The sequence below is a fragment of the Pseudoneobacillus rhizolycopersici genome (assembly GCF_054786815.1).
Window position 1 is genome coordinate 19,856 of the sequence record NZ_JBTOOE010000002.1, and the last position, 17,189, is coordinate 37,044.

16 protein-coding genes, 1 other RNA gene and 1 other annotated feature are annotated in these 17,189 nt (G+C 40.0%); of the genes, 15 read left to right on the plus strand and 2 right to left on the minus strand.

The genetic code is table 11. The features are described from left to right. Positions 1 to 18: 18 nt before the first annotated feature. On the minus strand, positions 19 to 1,770 hold the full coding sequence (locus tag ACX9YW_RS02650; RefSeq protein WP_460341362.1) for an N-acetylmuramoyl-L-alanine amidase family protein: 1,752 nt from the start codon (positions 1,768 to 1,770) through the stop codon (positions 19 to 21). Between the two features lie 177 nt (positions 1,771 to 1,947). Between ACX9YW_RS02650 and ACX9YW_RS02655 the strand changes: the two genes are divergently transcribed. The 5 genes from ACX9YW_RS02655 to ACX9YW_RS02675 all read left to right on the plus strand — a co-directional run bounded on the left by ACX9YW_RS02655 (position 1,948) and on the right by ACX9YW_RS02675 (position 6,715). Further along, positions 1,948 to 2,124 (plus strand): hypothetical protein, encoded by a 177-nt coding sequence (locus ACX9YW_RS02655; protein ID WP_460341365.1) that lies wholly within the window; start codon positions 1,948 to 1,950, stop codon positions 2,122 to 2,124. Between the two features lie 47 nt (positions 2,125 to 2,171). Beyond that, positions 2,172 to 2,408 (plus strand) — a binding site (T-box leader). 66 nt (positions 2,409 to 2,474) lie between these two features. Then, positions 2,475 to 3,746 carry a histidine--tRNA ligase gene (gene hisS / locus ACX9YW_RS02660; RefSeq protein ID WP_460341367.1) on the plus strand — a complete coding sequence of 424 codons (1,272 nt, stop codon included), beginning with the start codon at positions 2,475 to 2,477 and terminating at the stop codon, positions 3,744 to 3,746. A 13-nt stretch (positions 3,747 to 3,759) separates the two neighbouring features. After that, positions 3,760 to 5,532 (plus strand): aspartate--tRNA ligase, encoded by a 1,773-nt coding sequence (gene aspS, locus ACX9YW_RS02665; RefSeq protein WP_460341370.1) that lies wholly within the window; start codon positions 3,760 to 3,762, stop codon positions 5,530 to 5,532. Between the two features lie 63 nt (positions 5,533 to 5,595). Next, a non-coding RNA gene (gene ssrS / locus ACX9YW_RS02670) (6S RNA) lies at positions 5,596 to 5,786 on the plus strand. Positions 5,787 to 5,947: 161 nt separating this feature from the next. Then, complete coding sequence (locus tag ACX9YW_RS02675) at positions 5,948 to 6,715, plus strand: tRNA threonylcarbamoyladenosine dehydratase (RefSeq protein ID WP_460341373.1); 768 nt, start codon at positions 5,948 to 5,950, stop codon at positions 6,713 to 6,715. A gap of 152 nt (positions 6,716 to 6,867) precedes the next feature. On the opposite strand, the gene ACX9YW_RS02680 is transcribed toward ACX9YW_RS02675, so the two are convergent. Beyond that, entirely contained in the window at positions 6,868 to 8,139 is a 1,272-nt protein-coding gene (locus ACX9YW_RS02680) for a replication-associated recombination protein A (protein ID WP_460342303.1), read from the minus strand. Positions 8,140 to 8,294: 155 nt separating this feature from the next. Here ACX9YW_RS02680 and ACX9YW_RS02685 point away from each other — a divergent pair, with 155 nt between their 5' ends. From ACX9YW_RS02685 to ACX9YW_RS02730, 10 genes are all read left to right on the plus strand, one after another. Further along, positions 8,295 to 8,972 (plus strand): YczE/YyaS/YitT family protein, encoded by a 678-nt coding sequence (locus ACX9YW_RS02685; protein ID WP_460341375.1) that lies wholly within the window; start codon positions 8,295 to 8,297, stop codon positions 8,970 to 8,972. Continuing rightward, positions 8,969 to 9,388, plus strand: a complete 420-nt coding sequence (gene cymR / locus ACX9YW_RS02690; RefSeq protein ID WP_460341378.1) for a cysteine metabolism transcriptional regulator CymR — start codon at positions 8,969 to 8,971, stop codon at positions 9,386 to 9,388. The genes ACX9YW_RS02685 and cymR overlap by 4 nt, the downstream gene beginning before the upstream one ends. 18 nt (positions 9,389 to 9,406) lie before the next feature. Then, the gene (locus ACX9YW_RS02695; protein ID WP_460341381.1) at positions 9,407 to 10,552 is read left to right on the plus strand and encodes a cysteine desulfurase family protein; all 1,146 of its coding nucleotides are present in this window, start codon (positions 9,407 to 9,409) and stop codon (positions 10,550 to 10,552) included. 19 nt (positions 10,553 to 10,571) lie between these two features. Continuing rightward, positions 10,572 to 11,687: a tRNA 2-thiouridine(34) synthase MnmA gene (mnmA, locus tag ACX9YW_RS02700; RefSeq protein WP_460341384.1), complete on the plus strand. Its 1,116-nt coding sequence runs from the start codon at positions 10,572 to 10,574 to the stop codon at positions 11,685 to 11,687. A 69-nt stretch (positions 11,688 to 11,756) separates the two neighbouring features. Next, positions 11,757 to 12,407 (plus strand): tetratricopeptide repeat protein, encoded by a 651-nt coding sequence (locus ACX9YW_RS02705; RefSeq protein WP_460341387.1) that lies wholly within the window; start codon positions 11,757 to 11,759, stop codon positions 12,405 to 12,407. 36 nt (positions 12,408 to 12,443) lie between these two features. Next, the gene (gene recD2, locus ACX9YW_RS02710) at positions 12,444 to 14,855 is read left to right on the plus strand and encodes an SF1B family DNA helicase RecD2 (protein WP_460341390.1); all 2,412 of its coding nucleotides are present in this window, start codon (positions 12,444 to 12,446) and stop codon (positions 14,853 to 14,855) included. A 27-nt stretch (positions 14,856 to 14,882) separates the two neighbouring features. Then, positions 14,883 to 15,353, plus strand: a complete 471-nt coding sequence (locus tag ACX9YW_RS02715) for a PRC-barrel domain-containing protein (RefSeq protein ID WP_460341393.1) — start codon at positions 14,883 to 14,885, stop codon at positions 15,351 to 15,353. Between the two features lie 17 nt (positions 15,354 to 15,370). Beyond that, complete coding sequence (locus tag ACX9YW_RS02720; protein ID WP_460341396.1) at positions 15,371 to 15,562, plus strand: YrzR-like zinc ribbon domain; 192 nt, start codon at positions 15,371 to 15,373, stop codon at positions 15,560 to 15,562. Between the two features lie 27 nt (positions 15,563 to 15,589). After that, positions 15,590 to 15,721, plus strand: a complete 132-nt coding sequence (locus tag ACX9YW_RS02725) for a YrzQ family protein (RefSeq protein ID WP_460341399.1) — start codon at positions 15,590 to 15,592, stop codon at positions 15,719 to 15,721. Between the two features lie 96 nt (positions 15,722 to 15,817). Further along, positions 15,818 to 16,903 carry an AI-2E family transporter gene (locus ACX9YW_RS02730; protein WP_460341402.1) on the plus strand — a complete coding sequence of 362 codons (1,086 nt, stop codon included), beginning with the start codon at positions 15,818 to 15,820 and terminating at the stop codon, positions 16,901 to 16,903. Positions 16,904 to 17,189: the final 286 nt, after the last annotated feature.

Sequence of the window (17,189 nt, forward strand, 5' to 3'; positions counted from 1 at the left end):
CGGGTCAGCTGTTTTTGGTTACTCAGACTTAAAATATTTCGCCAATCCATTAAAGATTCCGGTCGCTGCCATTTCTTGAAAAGCCGGGGAAGTAACGGTAGCTTCTTCTGCAGGATTGCTTAAATATCCAAGCTCAATCAATACCGCTTTTTGGCTATTTTCCCGAATAACATGGTAATCGCCAAAACGAGCTCCTCGATCTTTTAGATTTGTTTGGCTAAGAGTTGCCCCATGTATTGCCTCGGCCAATGGACGTTGGAATCCGTGATAATAGTATGTTGTCATCCCTCTTACACTTCGATCAAGAATGCTATCATAATGGATACTCAAGAAGGCATCTGCTCGATGGTATTGTGCCGTACTTACTCGAGAACGTAACGAAAAATAAGTATCATTTGTCCTCGTCAAAATGACATTAGCCCCAGCTGCACGAAGCTTATCATATAAAAGTAAAGCAGTTCTCAATGTTAACTCTTTTTCAAGTGTTCCTCTGGCTCCGGTTGTGCCGTTATCGCCACCACCATGTCCTGGATCAAGGACAATAACCGAATTTTTCAAATAGGCCTCAGCTCCCGGTTTTTCTACTTGTGGAACTGCGCCATTTACGGAAACAATCCAACCAGCGATAAAACCGGTTGTTCCATCATTCAATTTTATTCCATACCATTCGCCCTTTAAGTTTATAACAGAAAATTGCTCCCCTTTATTTGCCCGGAGAATGACATCGTTTTCGACACTGGGACCACTGCGGATATTGGTACCATCATTGAGAACGGTAATCATACCTTCAATCGTACCTTGAACAGAAGGGGATTCCGTATTTGATTTGTTCATTTCTAGGTACCAACTATTAACCCAGCCAAATTTGTTTGGACTAAATTCGATTTTTATCCAGTTGTTCTTTTCCTCTAAAATAACAAATGAGTCTCCTTTTCCGACATTTCCGACAATATTTCCCGTTAAGTCACCAATACTGCGAACGTTAAGAGCATTTGCTGTCACTGTGCCAGTCAACCCGGGAGGTTTGGTAGGTGTTGGTTTATTCTCTGAATTTATTGGATTTGTGGTGGTAGCCTCTGTAGTAATATTGATAAATTCTGAACTGACCCAAGCCTTTTGTCCGCGATATTCAATTTGGATCCAATCTTGTTTTGTGGAAAGGATAAGGACTTTATCACCATTTTTCAGTTTCCCAATAATAGCAGATTCTAGAGAAGCTTCATTGCGAACATTTAACGAATCGGCGAATACAGTACCGTTTTTATTGGTTTCAGGACTTGGAGCTTGTCCATTTGAGCTTGTTACAAATTCATCTGAAATCCAACCGACCACGTTATTATGAAGCGATATCTTCATCCAATTTTCATTGCTTTCAAGTATTTGAACTTGATTGCCCTTATTTAAAGAGGCGATGGTTTGAAAATTTAGACCGGGACCATTGCGGACACGTAAACTATCTGCCGTGATTGTTCCAAGCTTTTGCACCGCTTTATTCGGACCGTCTTCCTTTTTGATTAGCCAATTGGCAACCCAACCATATTGATTATTAGATAGTTTGATTTGAATCCAATCCTTTTCCTCTTTCACCATCATAAAACGTTCGCCTTTTTTAACTTGTTTGACGACCCGATAGCTTAACCCCGGACCTTCTCTCACATTCAACGAGTCAATCGCAATTGTGACATTACTTTCGGCATGTGTGTAGTTTACTCCAAATGGTTTGCCTCCGAAAAAGAGGACTATTACAAGAACAACGATGAACTTTTTCAAAAGCAACTCCCCTCCAAAATTTGTCTACATCCCCATTTTAACGCAAATTTACCAAATTTTCATTTCCCAATGTCTAGTTTGACCAAATTTTTCTCGACTTTTAACAGATTAATGAAAAAAAAACAACAAACTGGAAACAATAGTATTGTAGATAGTTCGTAGAGGATGGTGAAAAAGATGAGAATGAGCAATAGAGGTTTCCAAGTGAATTCAGCAGAAAATCAAATTTTTGGAGTCGATTTCCATGACTTCATTCAACAGGAAGGAACTTCAACTTCCTACGAACTTGCTTCAGAATTTGGGTTAACTTTGGGCGATGTAAAAAAGTTGAAAAAGAGGCTTGAACGCTCTTGACAAGAGAGTGTCGGATACGTATCATAAGATAAATATTACATAACACTAAATCACCAATGATGGAGCATAGTAATTAAGTACCCGTCTGGAAAGAGAGGAAATGCCCCTAGGCTGAAAGCATTTCTACACGACAACTTAATGAATGAACACTCCGTAGGTTTCTTTCTGAACACTTTAAGTCACTAGGAAAGAACGTTAGCAGGCGTTAACTGTTTCGAGTGGAAGCTTGATTTCTAAGCTTCAATTAGGGTGGTACCACGGGAATTATAACTCTCGTCCCTTGTATTTATACAAGGCGGCGGGAGTTTTTTATTTTTCTAGACGATTTTTCGAAAAAGGGAGAGTTAGCTATGTCGATTAATATTCCAAGAGGGACTCAGGATATTTTGCCGGGGCAAGTTGAAAAATGGCAAGCGATTGAAAACAAAGCGCGGGAAATTTGTGATAAGTACTTATACCGTGAAATTCGGACACCTATTTTTGAACATACTGAATTATTTTTACGAAGTGTTGGTGAGACAACAGACATCGTCCAAAAGGAAATGTACACCTTCACTGACAGAGGTGAACGCAGCCTTACTTTAAGACCTGAAGGAACCGCATCGACAGTTCGCTCTTATGTAGAAAACAAAATGTACGGCGATGCCAACCAACCAGTAAAACTTTATTATATTGGGCCAATGTTTCGCTATGAACGTCCTCAAGCAGGGCGCTATCGTCAATTTGTTCAATTTGGGATTGAAGCCTTAGGTAGTGCAGATCCGGCCATCGATGCAGAAGTCATTTCCGTAGCGATGACACTTTACAAAGAAATGGGCTTGAAAAAATTAAAGCTCATTATCAATAGTTTGGGTGATAAAGATAGCCGCAATGCTCACAGAGAGGCGCTCGTCAATCATTTTAAACCGAGAATCGGCGAGTTTTGCTCCGACTGTCAAAACCGTCTGGAGAAAAATCCACTGCGCATTCTCGATTGTAAGCAGGACCGAAATCATGAATTAATGGCGTCAGCACCAGCGATTATAGATTACTTAAATGACTATTCTCGCAATTATTTTACAAAGCTACAAAATTATTTAACCGCGATGGATATTCCATTTGAGGTCGATGCCAACCTTGTACGTGGCTTAGACTATTACAATCACACTGCCTTTGAGATTATGAGTAATGCAGAAGGATTTGGGGCAATCACGACGCTATGTGGTGGCGGTCGGTATAACGGGCTAGTCGAAGAAATCGGTGGCCCTGAGACTCCAGGAATTGGTTTAGCATTAAGTATCGAGCGTTTGATAGCAGCTCTTGAAGCAGAGAAAGTAGAACTTAATCTTTATGATCATATCGATTGCTATCTTGTCGCTCTTGGCGACGTCGCTAAAGACTATACAGTCAAGCTTTTACATGAATTACGCTCTAATGGATTGAAAGCTGAACGCGATTATCTAGATCGAAAGCTAAAGGCGCAATTTAAAGCTGCAGACCGTTTAAAGGCTAAGTATGTTGCTGTTTTAGGTGAAGATGAATTGGCTAACGGTGTGATCAATTTAAAAGACCAAACTACGGGTGAGCAAAAAGAAGTTAAGCTGGCAGATTTTATTAAGACCTTAAAAGGATTAACAAACTAGAGGGGGAAGCGAAATGTTTGGTAGAACATATTTTTGCGGTGAAGTAACAGAATCCGCAATTGGTGAAAAAGTGGTTTTAAAAGGGTGGGTTGGAAAACGCCGTGACTTAGGTGGTCTAATTTTCATCGATTTACGAGACAGAACTGGACTCGTTCAAGTTGTCTTCCATCCAGATGTGTCGAAGGATGCCCTGGAGACCGCTGAAAAAATTCGTAACGAATACGTTTTAGATATTGAAGGAACGGTGATTGCTCGTAGTGAGGGGACGATTAATGAAAACCTGAAAACGGGGCGGATTGAAGTTCAAGCGGAAAAAGTAACAATCATCAATGAGGCGAAAACCGTACCATTTGTAATTGCCGATAAAACAGACGTGTCCGAGGACGTTCGTCTAAATTACCGATACTTAGATTTAAGACGCCCTGTCATGTTTGAAACGTTTAAAATGAGACATCAAGTGACGAAAACGATTCGTGATTTTCTTGACAGTGAAGGCTTTCTCGATGTCGAAACGCCAATTTTAACGAAAAGTACTCCGGAAGGTGCCCGTGACTATTTAGTCCCTAGCCGGGTTCATCCAGGAGAATTTTACGCGTTGCCGCAATCACCACAAATCTTTAAACAGCTTTTAATGGTAGGTGGCTTTGAACGCTATTACCAAATTGCTCGCTGTTTTCGTGACGAAGACTTACGAGCGGATCGCCAGCCAGAATTTACCCAAATCGATATTGAAACAAGTTTCTTGAGCCAAGACGATATCATTGCGATGATGGAAAGAATGATGGCGAAACTAATGAAAGATGTGAAGGGGTTAGAGGTCTCCACTCCTTTCCCACGAATGTCCTATAATGAAGCGATGTCTCGCTACGGTTCGGATAAGCCAGATACCCGTTTTGGTTTAGAATTAGTCGATGTTAGCGAATTTGCGCAGAGTTCAGGCTTCAAAGTATTTGCAGCTGCAGTCGAAAACGGTGGCCAGGTAAAAGGAATCAATGTGAAGGGTTCTGCTGATAAATATTCACGTAAAGATATCGATGGATTAACAGAATTTGTTTCTGTCTATGGGGCAAAAGGATTGGCTTGGTTAAAAGTAGAAGAAGACGGTTTAAAAGGTCCAATTGCAAAATTCTTTGGTGAAGAGGATCAACGAGCGCTGAAGCAGCTTTTTAACACTACGGTTGGTGACTTGTTATTATTCGTTGCTGATAAAGCGAATGTTGTCGCGGATGCACTAGGTGCTCTACGTTTGAAACTTGGTAAAGAATTGAATCTAATTGACAACAGTCTATTTAACTTCCTTTGGGTGACTGATTGGCCATTATTAGAGTACGATGAAGATGCTGGCAGATATTTCGCAGCACATCATCCATTTACGATGCCTGTTCGCAGCGATCTTGAAATGTTAGATTCAGATCCAAGCAAGGTTCGTGCACAAGCCTATGACCTTGTCTTAAATGGTTATGAATTAGGTGGGGGATCTTTACGTATTTTTGAACGTTCCATTCAAGAAAAAATGTTCGAGGTACTTGGATTTTCGAAGGAAGAAGCTCAAGCACAGTTTGGTTTCCTTCTTGAAGCATTTGAATATGGTACTCCTCCGCATGGCGGAATTGCGATTGGATTGGACCGTTTAGTCATGCTATTAGCTGGAAGAACGAATTTACGTGACACAATTGCCTTCCCAAAAACGGCGAGTGCAAGCGACTTGTTAATGGAAGCACCTAGCGTAGTAAGTAGAGACCAGCTTCGTGACTTACATTTAGCTTTAGACTTACAGAAAAACTAATTTTACCATTTGTGGTTTTATTGAAAATTAGTTCGAAAAATGATATGATATTTTCAAGAAGTAAGAGTCCTGAAGTGTACGTTGTTCTACCTTTTGTTTTGACCAACATTTTTCCTACGGGAGTCCGGAGTTTTCAGACAGCGTAAATGCCCCGCACCATAATGGGGACTTACAAAAGCTGAAACAGAACACCCACCTGCTGTGTGCGGGTTCAAAACGAAGGAAAACCACTCGACGGCACCATTGGGACTCTTTTATATTTGCTTATTATAACCTATGGGAGACATAGGTTTTTTATTTTTGTTTTCATTAATTATAATAATTCCCATCTGCATACTTGTTTTTAACGCTCGGTATGGTATATTCATTACGGGAAAAACTAAAAACAAGATTTTGTTTTATGGAGTTGAGGAGAATGTTACATCAGTTTTCTAGAAATGAGCTTGCGATTGGGCAAGAAGGTTTAGATAAATTAAAAGATAGTACCGTTGCTGTCCTTGGTATTGGAGGAGTAGGATCATTTGCCGCTGAAGCACTTGCCCGATCCGGTGTCGGTCGTCTGGTACTTGTTGATAAAGACGATGTTGATATAACGAATGTAAATCGTCAATTGATTGCGCTTTTGTCGACTGTTGGCCGCCCAAAGGTGGAGCTAATGGAAGAACGAATTAGGGACATAAATCCTGAGTGCGAAGTTATTTCCCTTAAAATGTTTTATACAGAAGAAACCTATGAACAATTTTTTAACTATGGCTTAGATTTTGTCGTTGATGCTTCTGATACGATCATGTATAAAATTCACCTGATGAAAGAATGCTTAACACGCAAAATTCCAATAATCTCGAGCATGGGAGCGGCGAACAAAATGGATCCAACTCGCTTTCAAATTGCCGATATTTCTAAGACCCATACTGACCCTATTGCCAAAGTGATTCGTACGAAACTCCGTAAAGAGGGTATCCGAAAAGGGATTCCGGTGGTTTTCTCGGATGAGAGTCCGATTGTCATTCGTGAGGATGTTCGAAAAACAGTTGGAAACGAGAACTCTCCAATTCGAAAAGGGCAGATGCCTCCATCTTCAAATGCTTTCGTCCCATCCGTCGCAGGATTAGTCATGGCAAGCTATGTTGTGCGCGAGATTTTATCTGATATTAAAATTCAACGTGTGAATGACGAGAAATAATAAGCTGAGCAGATTTTTTCTGCTCAGCTCGTTTTTTGAAGAAAATGATAAAAAGTGTTTAGCTTTGACATTTTTAAATGAAAATTTGTTCTATTTGTGCCGTAAAATGTTTCCATTTGGAAGATTTTGATAAACCACATTATTCTGGAAAGTCATCTTAACCGCATCAATCGCTCATAAATCGCTGCCATTGCCTGTTCAAATTTTCCAGTTTTCTTGGGCTCATAGTATGTCTTGTTTTTAATCGGATTCGGCAAGTATTGCTGTTTCACCCAGCCATTTTCATAATCATGCGGATATAAATACTCCACTCCGCGCCCAAGGTTTGCAGCCCCCTGGTAATGGGCATCACGCAAATGATCAGGCACCTCACCAGTTATTCCCTTACGTAAATCAGCTAACGCTGAATCAATAGCGGCAATCGCCGAATTGGACTTTGGCGACAAACACAGTTCGATGACAGCATTCGCCAAAGGAATCCTTGCTTCAGGAAAACCGACTCGCTCAGCAACCTCAATGGCCGCCAATGTCCGTGCACCAGCCTGTGGATTGGCCAACCCAATGTCTTCATAAGCAATCACCAACAAACGACGACTAATACTTACTAAATCCCCCGCTTCAATTAATCGAGCTAAATAATGAAGAGCGGCATTTACGTCCGAACCACGAATTGACTTTTGAAATGCTGACAATACGTCATAATGGCCATCACCATCTTTATCATGAACAAATGCTTTTTTCTGAAGACACTCTTCCGCATCCTCAAGTGAAATTTCGACACCGCCATCCTCCGCTTTTTTAGCGGATAAAACAGCCAACTCCAAGGCATTTAGGGCACTACGGACATCCCCACCTGATGCTTGTGAAAAATGTTCCAATGCCTCATCCGTGACCGTAACTTGAAACTCTCCCAACCCGCGCTCTGAATCATGAAGTGCTGTTAGAAGCGCCTTCTTAATCTCAAGAGGGGACAATGGTTTTAATTCAAATATTTGACAACGACTACGAATCGCCGGGTTTATCGCATGATACGGATTACTTGTCGTTGCCCCAATTAGGACAATCAAGCCATTCTCCAAATGTGGTAGGAGAAAATCCTGTTTTGCCTTATCGAGGCGATGAACCTCATCCAATAAGAGGATGACTTTACCAGACATTTTCGCTTCCGCCACAACAATTTCCATATCTTTTTTATTATTCGAAACCGCATTTAACATGCGAAAGGCGTAACGGGTGCTACCTGCAATCGCGCTTGCAATCGAAGTTTTTCCTACTCCGGGAGGACCATATAAAATCATCGACGTTAGCTGTTTGGCTTCGACCATACGTTGTATGATTTTTCCATTGCCTATTAAATGCTGTTGGCCGATAATTTCCTCTATTTTTCTTGGTCTCATTCGGTATGCGAGCGGTTTATCCACCATCATAAAATCACCTAATCATATAAAGTCTTATCTTTAACATATCATGAAGAATCATGTAATGCATATTTTACGCTAAAATTGTGCTATAATGGCTAAAGCCTACCTTCCTACTAAGGAATTGGGCTTTTTCGAAATGTCGGTGGGGGGAATCGTAGATGAAATCAGTTGAAAATCAACAACTAATTCCCAGGTTTTTTATCTATTTTTTAGGACTTTTAATCATGTCCCTTGGTTTTGTTTTATTGCTTAAGGCCAATTTAGGCGCGACCCCATGGGATGTATTTCATGTCGGGCTTTACTATCAGTTTGGGTTAACCATTGGCACTTGGTCAATTATTGTTGGTTTAGTAATCTTAGCTGTATCCGCTCTCCTTTTAAAAAAACTTCCTCAAATTGGGGCATTTTTAAATATGCTTTGCGTTGGAATTTTTATTGATATGTATTTATTTCTTCCGTTCATGCAAACTCCAGTGACCATATTGGGTAAATTACTGATGTTTCTTATCGGTCTTGTTTTAACCTGCTATGGGATGGGGATCTATATTTCTGCGAATCTTGGCGCGGGTCCAAGAGATAGCTTAATGCTCGCTTTAACGAATTTAACTGGATGGAAGGTTAGAAATATCCGTGGAACCATGGAGATCATAGTCTTAACAATTGGTTGGCTTTTAGGTGGACCTGTTTCCTGGGGGACCTTCTTAATCAGTCTATTGATTGGACCCATCTTCGGTATTGCAATGCCGCAATGCCAAGCGATGACAAAAAAATTATTGGAAAAAATATATCTTCGCAATAAGATAAAAAATAATGTTAACCGAGGTGTAAGAATGTGAAAATTTCTACAAAAGGCCGCTATGGCTTAACAATCATGATTGAATTAGCGAAAAATCATGGCGAAGGACCGATATCTTTAAAAACAATCGCTCAGACAAATGAACTTTCTGAGCATTACTTAGAACAGCTTATTGCACCATTACGAAATGCTGGACTTGTTAAAAGCATTCGCGGCGCTTATGGTGGATATATTTTAGGAGATGAACCTTCAAAAATATCTGCAGGGGACATTATTCGCGTCCTTGAGGGACCGATAAGTCCTGTCGAAGGCATCGAGGATGAAGAGCCGGCAAAACGTGAACTTTGGATTCGTATTCGCGACGCGGTTAAAGATGTGTTGGATAACACGACTTTAGAAGATCTAGCTAGCCATACCGACGATGGCAATACTGATGCCTATATGTTTTATATTTAATTAGAAAGGAATATAGGAATGGAAAAAATCTATGTAGACCATGCGGCTACTTCACCGATGCATCCTCAAGTTGCTGAAACGATGCTCGAGATTATGCAAAATACATTCGGAAATCCTTCCAGCATCCACTCATTTGGTCGGGAAGCCCGTCGAACCATTGATGAAGCACGTGAAATATTTGCCAAAAGCATTGATGCAAAACCAAATGAAATAATCATCACAAGTGGAGGTACGGAAAGCGATAATTACGCGCTTGTCGGAATGGCTGAATCGTATCAACATAAAGGAAAACATATTATTACAACAGCTATCGAGCATCATGCTGTTCTTCATACATGTCAGCAACTTGAAAAACGCGGATTTGAGGTAACTTATTTACAAGTTGACTCAAACGGACAAATCTCACTTGAAGAATTACGACAAACATTAAGAGAAGATACAATTCTCGTATCTGTTATGTATGGTAATAATGAAGTTGGATCGCTTCAGCCGATTAAAGAAATTGGTGACATTCTTCGCGGTTCGCAGGCTCTTTTCCATACAGATGCGGTACAGGCTTATGGGATTATTCCGATTAATGTGAAGGAGATGGGCATTGATCTTTTGTCTGTGTCGGCACATAAATTAAACGGTCCAAAGGGAATTGGCTTTTTATATGTAAAAGAAGGCATTTCACTAGCACCACGATTATTCGGCGGGGAGCAAGAGCGCAAGCGTCGCCCAGGAACGGAAAATGTCGCTGCAATTGCTGGATTTAGTAAGGCTGTACAAATTGCCCAATCAGATCTAACAGAAAAGCAAAAACAATATTTTTCTTATAAAAAACTTTTAATGAGCCAGCTGGAAAACTTGGGGGTTATCTTTGAGCTAAACGGTTCTCTTGAACAATCATTACCTCATGTATTAAACTTAAGCTTTCCAGGCACCGATGTCGAGGCAATGCTTGTCAATCTCGATTTAGCCGGAATCGCAGCTTCTAGTGGTTCGGCGTGCACTGCAGGCTCAATTGATCCTTCACATGTATTAGTAGCGATGTTTGATAAAAATTCGGAACGTGTTCGAAATTCAATTCGTTTCAGCTTTGGTCTATATAATACAGAGGAACAAATTCAATATATAGCGAAGGAAACAGCTAAAATTGTGAAACGTCTAACAAATATGTAACTGAAAAAGAGGTGAGAGGATGAAAAAAGATCCAAAAGATATAAGAGTAGTAGTGGGTATGTCTGGAGGGGTCGACTCTTCCGTCGCGGCCCTTCTTTTAAAGGAACAAGGCTATGATGTCATCGGAATCTTTATGAAAAACTGGGATGATACTGATGAAAATGGTGTCTGTACGGCGACAGAAGACTATGAAGATGTGATTCGTGTTTGTAATCAAATCGGGATTCCTTATTATGCCGTTAATTTTGAAAAGCAATATTGGGACAAGGTCTTTACCTACTTTTTAGATGAATACCGTGCAGGGAGAACGCCAAATCCGGATGTGATGTGTAATAAAGAAATCAAGTTTAAGGCTTTTCTAGAACATGCTGTTAATCTTGGTGCGGATTACTTGGCAACTGGACATTATGCACAGGTGGCAATCCGTGATGGCGAGGTAAAAATGCTGCGCGGCCATGATGAAAATAAGGACCAAACTTATTTTCTTAACCAATTAACCCAACCCCAACTTGAAAAAGTCATGTTCCCGATTGGCCATTTAGAGAAGTCAAGGGTTCGTGAGATTGCTAAGGAAGCTGATCTTGCAACTGCCTCCAAAAAAGATAGTACAGGAATTTGTTTTATCGGGGAACGAAATTTCAAAGAATTTCTTTCCCAATACTTACCTGCACAACCAGGTAATATGGAGACCTTCGATGGAGAAGTGAAAGGAAAACATGATGGGTTAATGTATTACACAATTGGCCAACGTCATGGTCTTGGGATTGGTGGTTCTGGGGAACCTTGGTTTTCACTTGGAAAAGATTTAAAACGCAATGTGTTATATGTTGGCCAAGGATTCCATAATGACAAACTATATTCTGATTCGATTACCGCTACAAATGTAAGCTGGGTATCAAATTCACCAAAGGAACAGACATTTGAATGCACAGCGAAGTTTCGTTACCGTCAGGAAGATCACAAAGTAACCGTTCATTTGCTTGACAATAATGAAGTTAGAGTTGTCTTTGCTGAGCCAATTCGGGCGGTTACTCCTGGGCAAGCAGCCGTTTTTTACAATGGAGATGAATGCCTTGGCGGAGGTACGATTGACAAGGTGTTTAAAAACAATAAAATGTTAACATATGTCGGCTAACCTCGGATGAATCCGAGGTTTTTTGCTTGTCTAAATATGATATAATTTTGAACTGAATGGAGTGAATTTATGGATAAAAATCAATTAGGTATCGAATATATGCAAGCAGGAAAATGGGAGGAAGCAGCGAAGTTTTTTAATGAGGCGATTGAAGAAAATCCGACAGACCCGATTGCCTATATCAATTTTGGTAATTTGTTAGCAGCACTCAATGAAAACGAAAAAGCTCATCAATTTTTTAAAAAAGCCATCGAGCTCGATGAGTCTGCAGGGGCAGCCTATTATAGTGCAGGAAATTTATATTTTACTGAAGAAAATTTTCTAAAAGCAAAGGACATGTTTGAATTAGCTCTGAAAAGAGGATTACAAACAAATGATAACTATTATATGTTAGGCTTATCGCTGATTAATTTGGAACAAACTCGCTTGGCCTTACCCTATTTACAACGAAGTGTTGAGCTAAATGAAAAAGATGCCGAAGCAAGGTTTCAATATGGATTATGTTTAGCTCAAGAAAACTTTATTGAGGAATCAATTGAGCAATTTTTACAATGTGTGAAAACTGACCCGTTTCACGCTGATGCTTACTATAATTTAGGTGTGGCTTATGGCTTTAAGGAGGACGGTGAGAAGGCTCTAGCGTATTTTAACAAGGCATTAGAGATACAACCGGACCATATTCTAGCAGGATACGGTAAAAAATTAATCGAAAAAAATTAAATGGCATTTTAAATAGGGAGAGGAGGGGAAATTAGTTTGGATCAGCAGGAATCCTTAGAATTATTTTCGGAAAATCGTAAATTTATGAAAGGAAAACATCTTGTTACGATTTTTCATAATGAACAAAATTTATACACTGTACTACGGATTCGTTTGGAGGAAACAAACGAAGAGTACGAAGATAAAGAAGCTGTCATTACCGGATATTTTCCAAAGATTCTTGAACAGGATACATACATTTTTTACGGTGAATTAAAGGATCATCCTAAGTTTGGCGTTCAGTTTCAGGCCAATCATTTTCGTAGGGACATTCCGCAGACGAAACAAGGGGTTGTTAACTATCTTTCCAGCGAATTGTTTAAAGGAATTGGGAAAAAGACCGCAGAAAGTATTGTCCAAACCTTAGGAGAAAATGCCATATCCAAAATCCTAAACAGCCCTTCTCTACTAGATTCTATTCCAAAATTACCACCAGAAAAAGCCAAGCAGCTTTATGATACGTTAATGGAGCATCAAGGGCTTGAGAGAGTGATGATTGGCTTAAACCAGTACGGGTTTGGTCCACAGCTTTCGATGAAAATCTATCAGATGTATAAAGAGCAAACCTTAGATATCATCCAACAAAATCCGTATCGTTTAGTCGAGGATATTGAGGGGATTGGATTTGGTCGTGCCGATGAACTGGGGTTTCAGTTAGGAATCTCCGGAAATCATCCTGATCGAATCAAGGCTGCTTGTTTGTATACATTAGAAGTTGATTGCAATCAAAATGGTCATGTTTTTGTTGATGCAGAAGACCTGCTTCGTAAGGTAAAGGGTCTTTTGGAAGAAAATAAACGTGACCAAATTGAATTTCGTGATATCTCTGCTGAAGTGATAAAGCTTTCTGAAGAAGGGAAAATTATTGGTGAAGAGCGCAGGGTCTATCTGCCCTCGCTTTATTTTTCCGAAAAAGGTTTAGTTACTAATATTAAGCGAATTTTGGACCAAAAAGAATACGCTGATGCATTCCCAGAAGCTGAGTTTCTTTTGGCGCTAGGAAGATTAGAGGAACGACTAGGTGTCGAATATGCACCTAGTCAAAGGGATGCCATTCAAACGGCCTTAATGTCGCCGATGATTATTTTAACAGGTGGACCTGGTACAGGAAAAACGACGGTCATTAAAGGGATTGTTGAGCTTTATGCAGATTTACATGGCTGTTCTTTAAATCCGAAGGACTATAAAAAGGATGAATCATTCCCGTTTTTGTTGGCGGCGCCAACGGGGAGAGCGGCTAAGCGGATGACCGAGTCAACCGGATTACCAGCTGTGACGATCCATCGCTTACTTGGGTGGAACGGAACGGAAGGCTTTGACCGTACTGAGCACGAACCACTTGAAGGAAAAATCTTGATTGTGGATGAAACGTCAATGGTTGATATTTGGATCGCCCACCAATTATTTAAGGCTTTGCCTGAGCATATTCAGGTGATATTAGTGGGGGATGAGGATCAGCTACCATCAGTGGGACCTGGTCAAGTATTAAAAGATTTATTAGCTTCGCAATGTATCCCTACTGTTAGACTTACCGATATTTACCGGCAAGCAGAAGGGTCCTCGATTATTGAGTTAGCCCATGAAATGAAAAAAGGGAGACTGCCAGCTAATATTACTCAACAGCAAAAGGACCGCTCTTTTTTTGCCTGTCAGACCAATCAAATTGCTGAAGTCATTGAAAAGGTTGTCTCAAATGCAAAGAAAAAAGGTTACACGGCAAAAGATGTTCAAGTGTTAGCCCCAATGTATAAAGGACCTGCTGGAATCGACCGATTAAATGTCCTATTGCAGGAAATTTTTAACCCGAACGTTGGTAATACAAAAAAAGAACTTGTCTTTGGGGAAGTGAAGTACCGAATTGGCGATAAGGTTTTACAATTGGTCAATCAACCTGAAAACCATGTATTTAATGGCGATATGGGTGAGATCATTTCGATTTTCTCGGCAAAGGAAAATACCGAGAAACAGGATATGCTGCTTGCTTCCTTTGATGGCAATGAGGTTACTTACACCAGACAGGACCTGAATCAAATCACTCATGCATTTTGCTGCTCGGTTCATAAGTCTCAAGGCAGTGAATTTCCAATTGTCATATTGCCGGTTACAAGAAGCTATTATCGGATGCTACGTCGTAATTTAATTTACACAGCCATTACTCGTAGTAAACAATTTCTGATTTTATGTGGTGAAGTCGATGCTCTACGATTAGGGGTCGAACGGACGGATGAACAGAATCGCAATACTACCCTATGTGAAAAGATAAAGGCACAATTTACAACTGAGCAGACTCATGTTGAAACGTTGGATGATGAAACTTTATTATTTGAACAACGTTTATTCGAAGTTGACCCAATGATTGGTATGGAAAACGTTTCACCTTATGATTTTCTCGAGGATGGCTCAAACTAAAAATGTTCGAAAAGGGTGGGATGCTTTTTGCGAACATTTTCTTTACTAAAAGGTCTACCGATTTACGAAATGAAAAAAGGAAAAAGGATAGGCGAGGTTTGTGATCTTTATATTTCTAACGACGGATTAGTCAAAGGGCTAATTGTCAAAAAGGGCGGTTTTTTTAATAAAAATCAGGTCATTGATATCGAGAAAGTCGCTTCTTTTGGTGCGGATGGGGTTATGATTGCCGATGACCAAAAATTAAAGGCTTTGGATGAGCCTCTAAATTATACACTGGAGCATAAGAATCCCCTACAAGGTAAAGTAGTCATCACCACTGAAGGTGCGAAGCTTGGGATTCTTCATGATGTATATTTTATGGAGGAAGTGGGCACGATTATAGGGTATGAGATATCGGATGGCTTCTTTTCGGATATCACCGAAGGTAAGCAAGTCGTAAAGACATCTGAATCGCCCGCGATCGGAGAAGATGCCATCATCGTCAAGGTTAAATAACGTGAGGTGTCTTTCTTATGATGAAGTGTCCAAATTGCCAAAGCAAAGATATTGGAAAAATCGGGATCAATCAGTACTATTGCTGGAGCTGCTTTATCGAGCTTTCTTTGGCAAAAGGTATCATTTACACCCACCAAGTGGAAGAAGATGGTAGTTTAAGCTCGTTAGATGACCTTTTTGATGAAGAGGACCGTCGTTACAGCGTGTAAAACTAACTTGGAAGAGGTGGAACGATTATGAATAGAATGGTAACCTCTGCAATTGCCATTGGTGCTGGCATGGTTGCATACAACTACGCGAAAAAAAATAATTTAATGTCAAACCGCCAAATGCGCAAAATGGCTAAACGTGTAGCGAGAATGTTTTAATAATAACTGACTCAGGATATTACATCTTGAGTCAGTTTTTTTATGAATATTTCCCCTCCTATGTTAAAAACTATACGAGTAAAGGGGGGATGAGTATTGGATATACGGTTAAAGTGGTTTTATCGCTTAGGTTTTCTCCTTTTATTGTTTGTGGTAATTTATTTTTTTCTGAAAATCAACATCGTCTGGCAGCCGATTTTAATGCTAATTTTTACAGTCATTTTTCCTTTCCTTGTGGCATCTTTAATAACTTATTTACTTCACCCACTCGTTGAAAAAATTCATCATATGGGCATTCATCGTGGCTTAGCGGTAGTGATTATTTATGCACTTTTTTTTGGTGGGGTAGGGCTGGCTCTCTATAAAGGGATTCCAGCCTTTATTCACCAAACAAAAGACCTTGCTGAAAACCTGCCGGGATTCACGAATCAATATCGTTTTTGGCTTGAGGAAATCCAACAAAAAACCTCCCAATGGCCCATGGGGATTCATGAAAAAATTGAAAATGGTATTGTTAGTTTTGAAAAGAGAATTGAAACTATCCTATCAAGTGTACTAAACAGTACAATGAATGTACTTAATTCGCTATTCATCATCATGATTATCCCATTTATTGCCTTTTATATGTTGAAGGATATAAATGTAATAAAAAAATCAGCTTGGTACTTAACTCCTCGGAAATGGCGCCAGCCAGGAATTCATTTCTTACGAGCTGTTAATGAATCACTTGGTAACTATATCCGAGGTCAATTAATCGTCTGCTTAATAGTAGGAACTTCATCGGCATTGCTATTTTGGATTATTGATATGAAATATCCGCTATTGCTAGGATTTATCATCGGAGTTACGAATGTCATACCTTATTTCGGTCCGATTATTGGAGCAATTCCTGCAGTTATCATCGCTGCAACTGTCTCGGTTAAAATGGTCATTTTTATTGTTATCATCGTCTTTGGCCTACAATTTCTAGAAGGTAACATTTTATCACCGATCATAGTCGGAAAAAGTCTTCATATGCACCCGTTAATGATCATGTTGGCCTTAATCGCGGGTGGCGAAGTGGGAGGAGTCGTGGGCATGATATTGGCGGTTCCAATATTAGCTGTAATAAAAATAGCTATACTGCAAATAAGAAATCATTTTATCAAAAAGAATGAACTAGTTGACACGAATGAACGTTGACAAAGGTTTTTTCTATCGCTATAATTCGGCTATAAAGATTGAATTAATGAACATGTTGATGGAACAAGTATGTTATAGACCATTTCGTAGAGAGGGACTCCCAAGGCTGAAAGGGTTCTAAATGAAGGATAACAGAAAGCTAGTCCGGAATGCAGCTAATCCCTGCCGTCATCCGCGTTAAGGAGCTTGAGAGATGAATGAGCTATTTTCATTCATAATCAGGGTGGTACCACGGAGCTCTGGCCTTCGTCCCTGTTTTGGGGATGAAGGCTTTTTTGCGTCTATT

Bases quoted from the DNA above. Each gene is read 5' to 3' on its own strand.
- ACX9YW_RS02705 (WP_460341387.1), top strand. From the start codon at position 11,757: ATGGATAAAAATCAATTAGGTATCGAATATATGCAAGCAGGAAAATGG.
- mnmA (WP_460341384.1), top strand. From the start codon at position 10,572: ATGAAAAAAGATCCAAAAGATATAAGAGTAGTAGTGGGTATGTCTGGA.
- ACX9YW_RS02675 (WP_460341373.1), top strand. From the start codon at position 5,948: ATGTTACATCAGTTTTCTAGAAATGAGCTTGCGATTGGGCAAGAAGGT.
- ACX9YW_RS02655 (WP_460341365.1), top strand. From the start codon at position 1,948: ATGAGAATGAGCAATAGAGGTTTCCAAGTGAATTCAGCAGAAAATCAA.
- ACX9YW_RS02680 (WP_460342303.1), bottom strand. From the start codon at position 8,139: ATGGTGGATAAACCGCTCGCATACCGAATGAGACCAAGAAAAATAGAG.
- ACX9YW_RS02695 (WP_460341381.1), top strand. From the start codon at position 9,407: ATGGAAAAAATCTATGTAGACCATGCGGCTACTTCACCGATGCATCCT.
- hisS (WP_460341367.1), top strand. From the start codon at position 2,475: ATGTCGATTAATATTCCAAGAGGGACTCAGGATATTTTGCCGGGGCAA.
- ACX9YW_RS02725 (WP_460341399.1), top strand. From the start codon at position 15,590: ATGAATAGAATGGTAACCTCTGCAATTGCCATTGGTGCTGGCATGGTT.
- aspS (WP_460341370.1), top strand. From the start codon at position 3,760: ATGTTTGGTAGAACATATTTTTGCGGTGAAGTAACAGAATCCGCAATT.
- ACX9YW_RS02685 (WP_460341375.1), top strand. From the start codon at position 8,295: ATGAAATCAGTTGAAAATCAACAACTAATTCCCAGGTTTTTTATCTAT.
- ACX9YW_RS02720 (WP_460341396.1), top strand. From the start codon at position 15,371: ATGATGAAGTGTCCAAATTGCCAAAGCAAAGATATTGGAAAAATCGGG.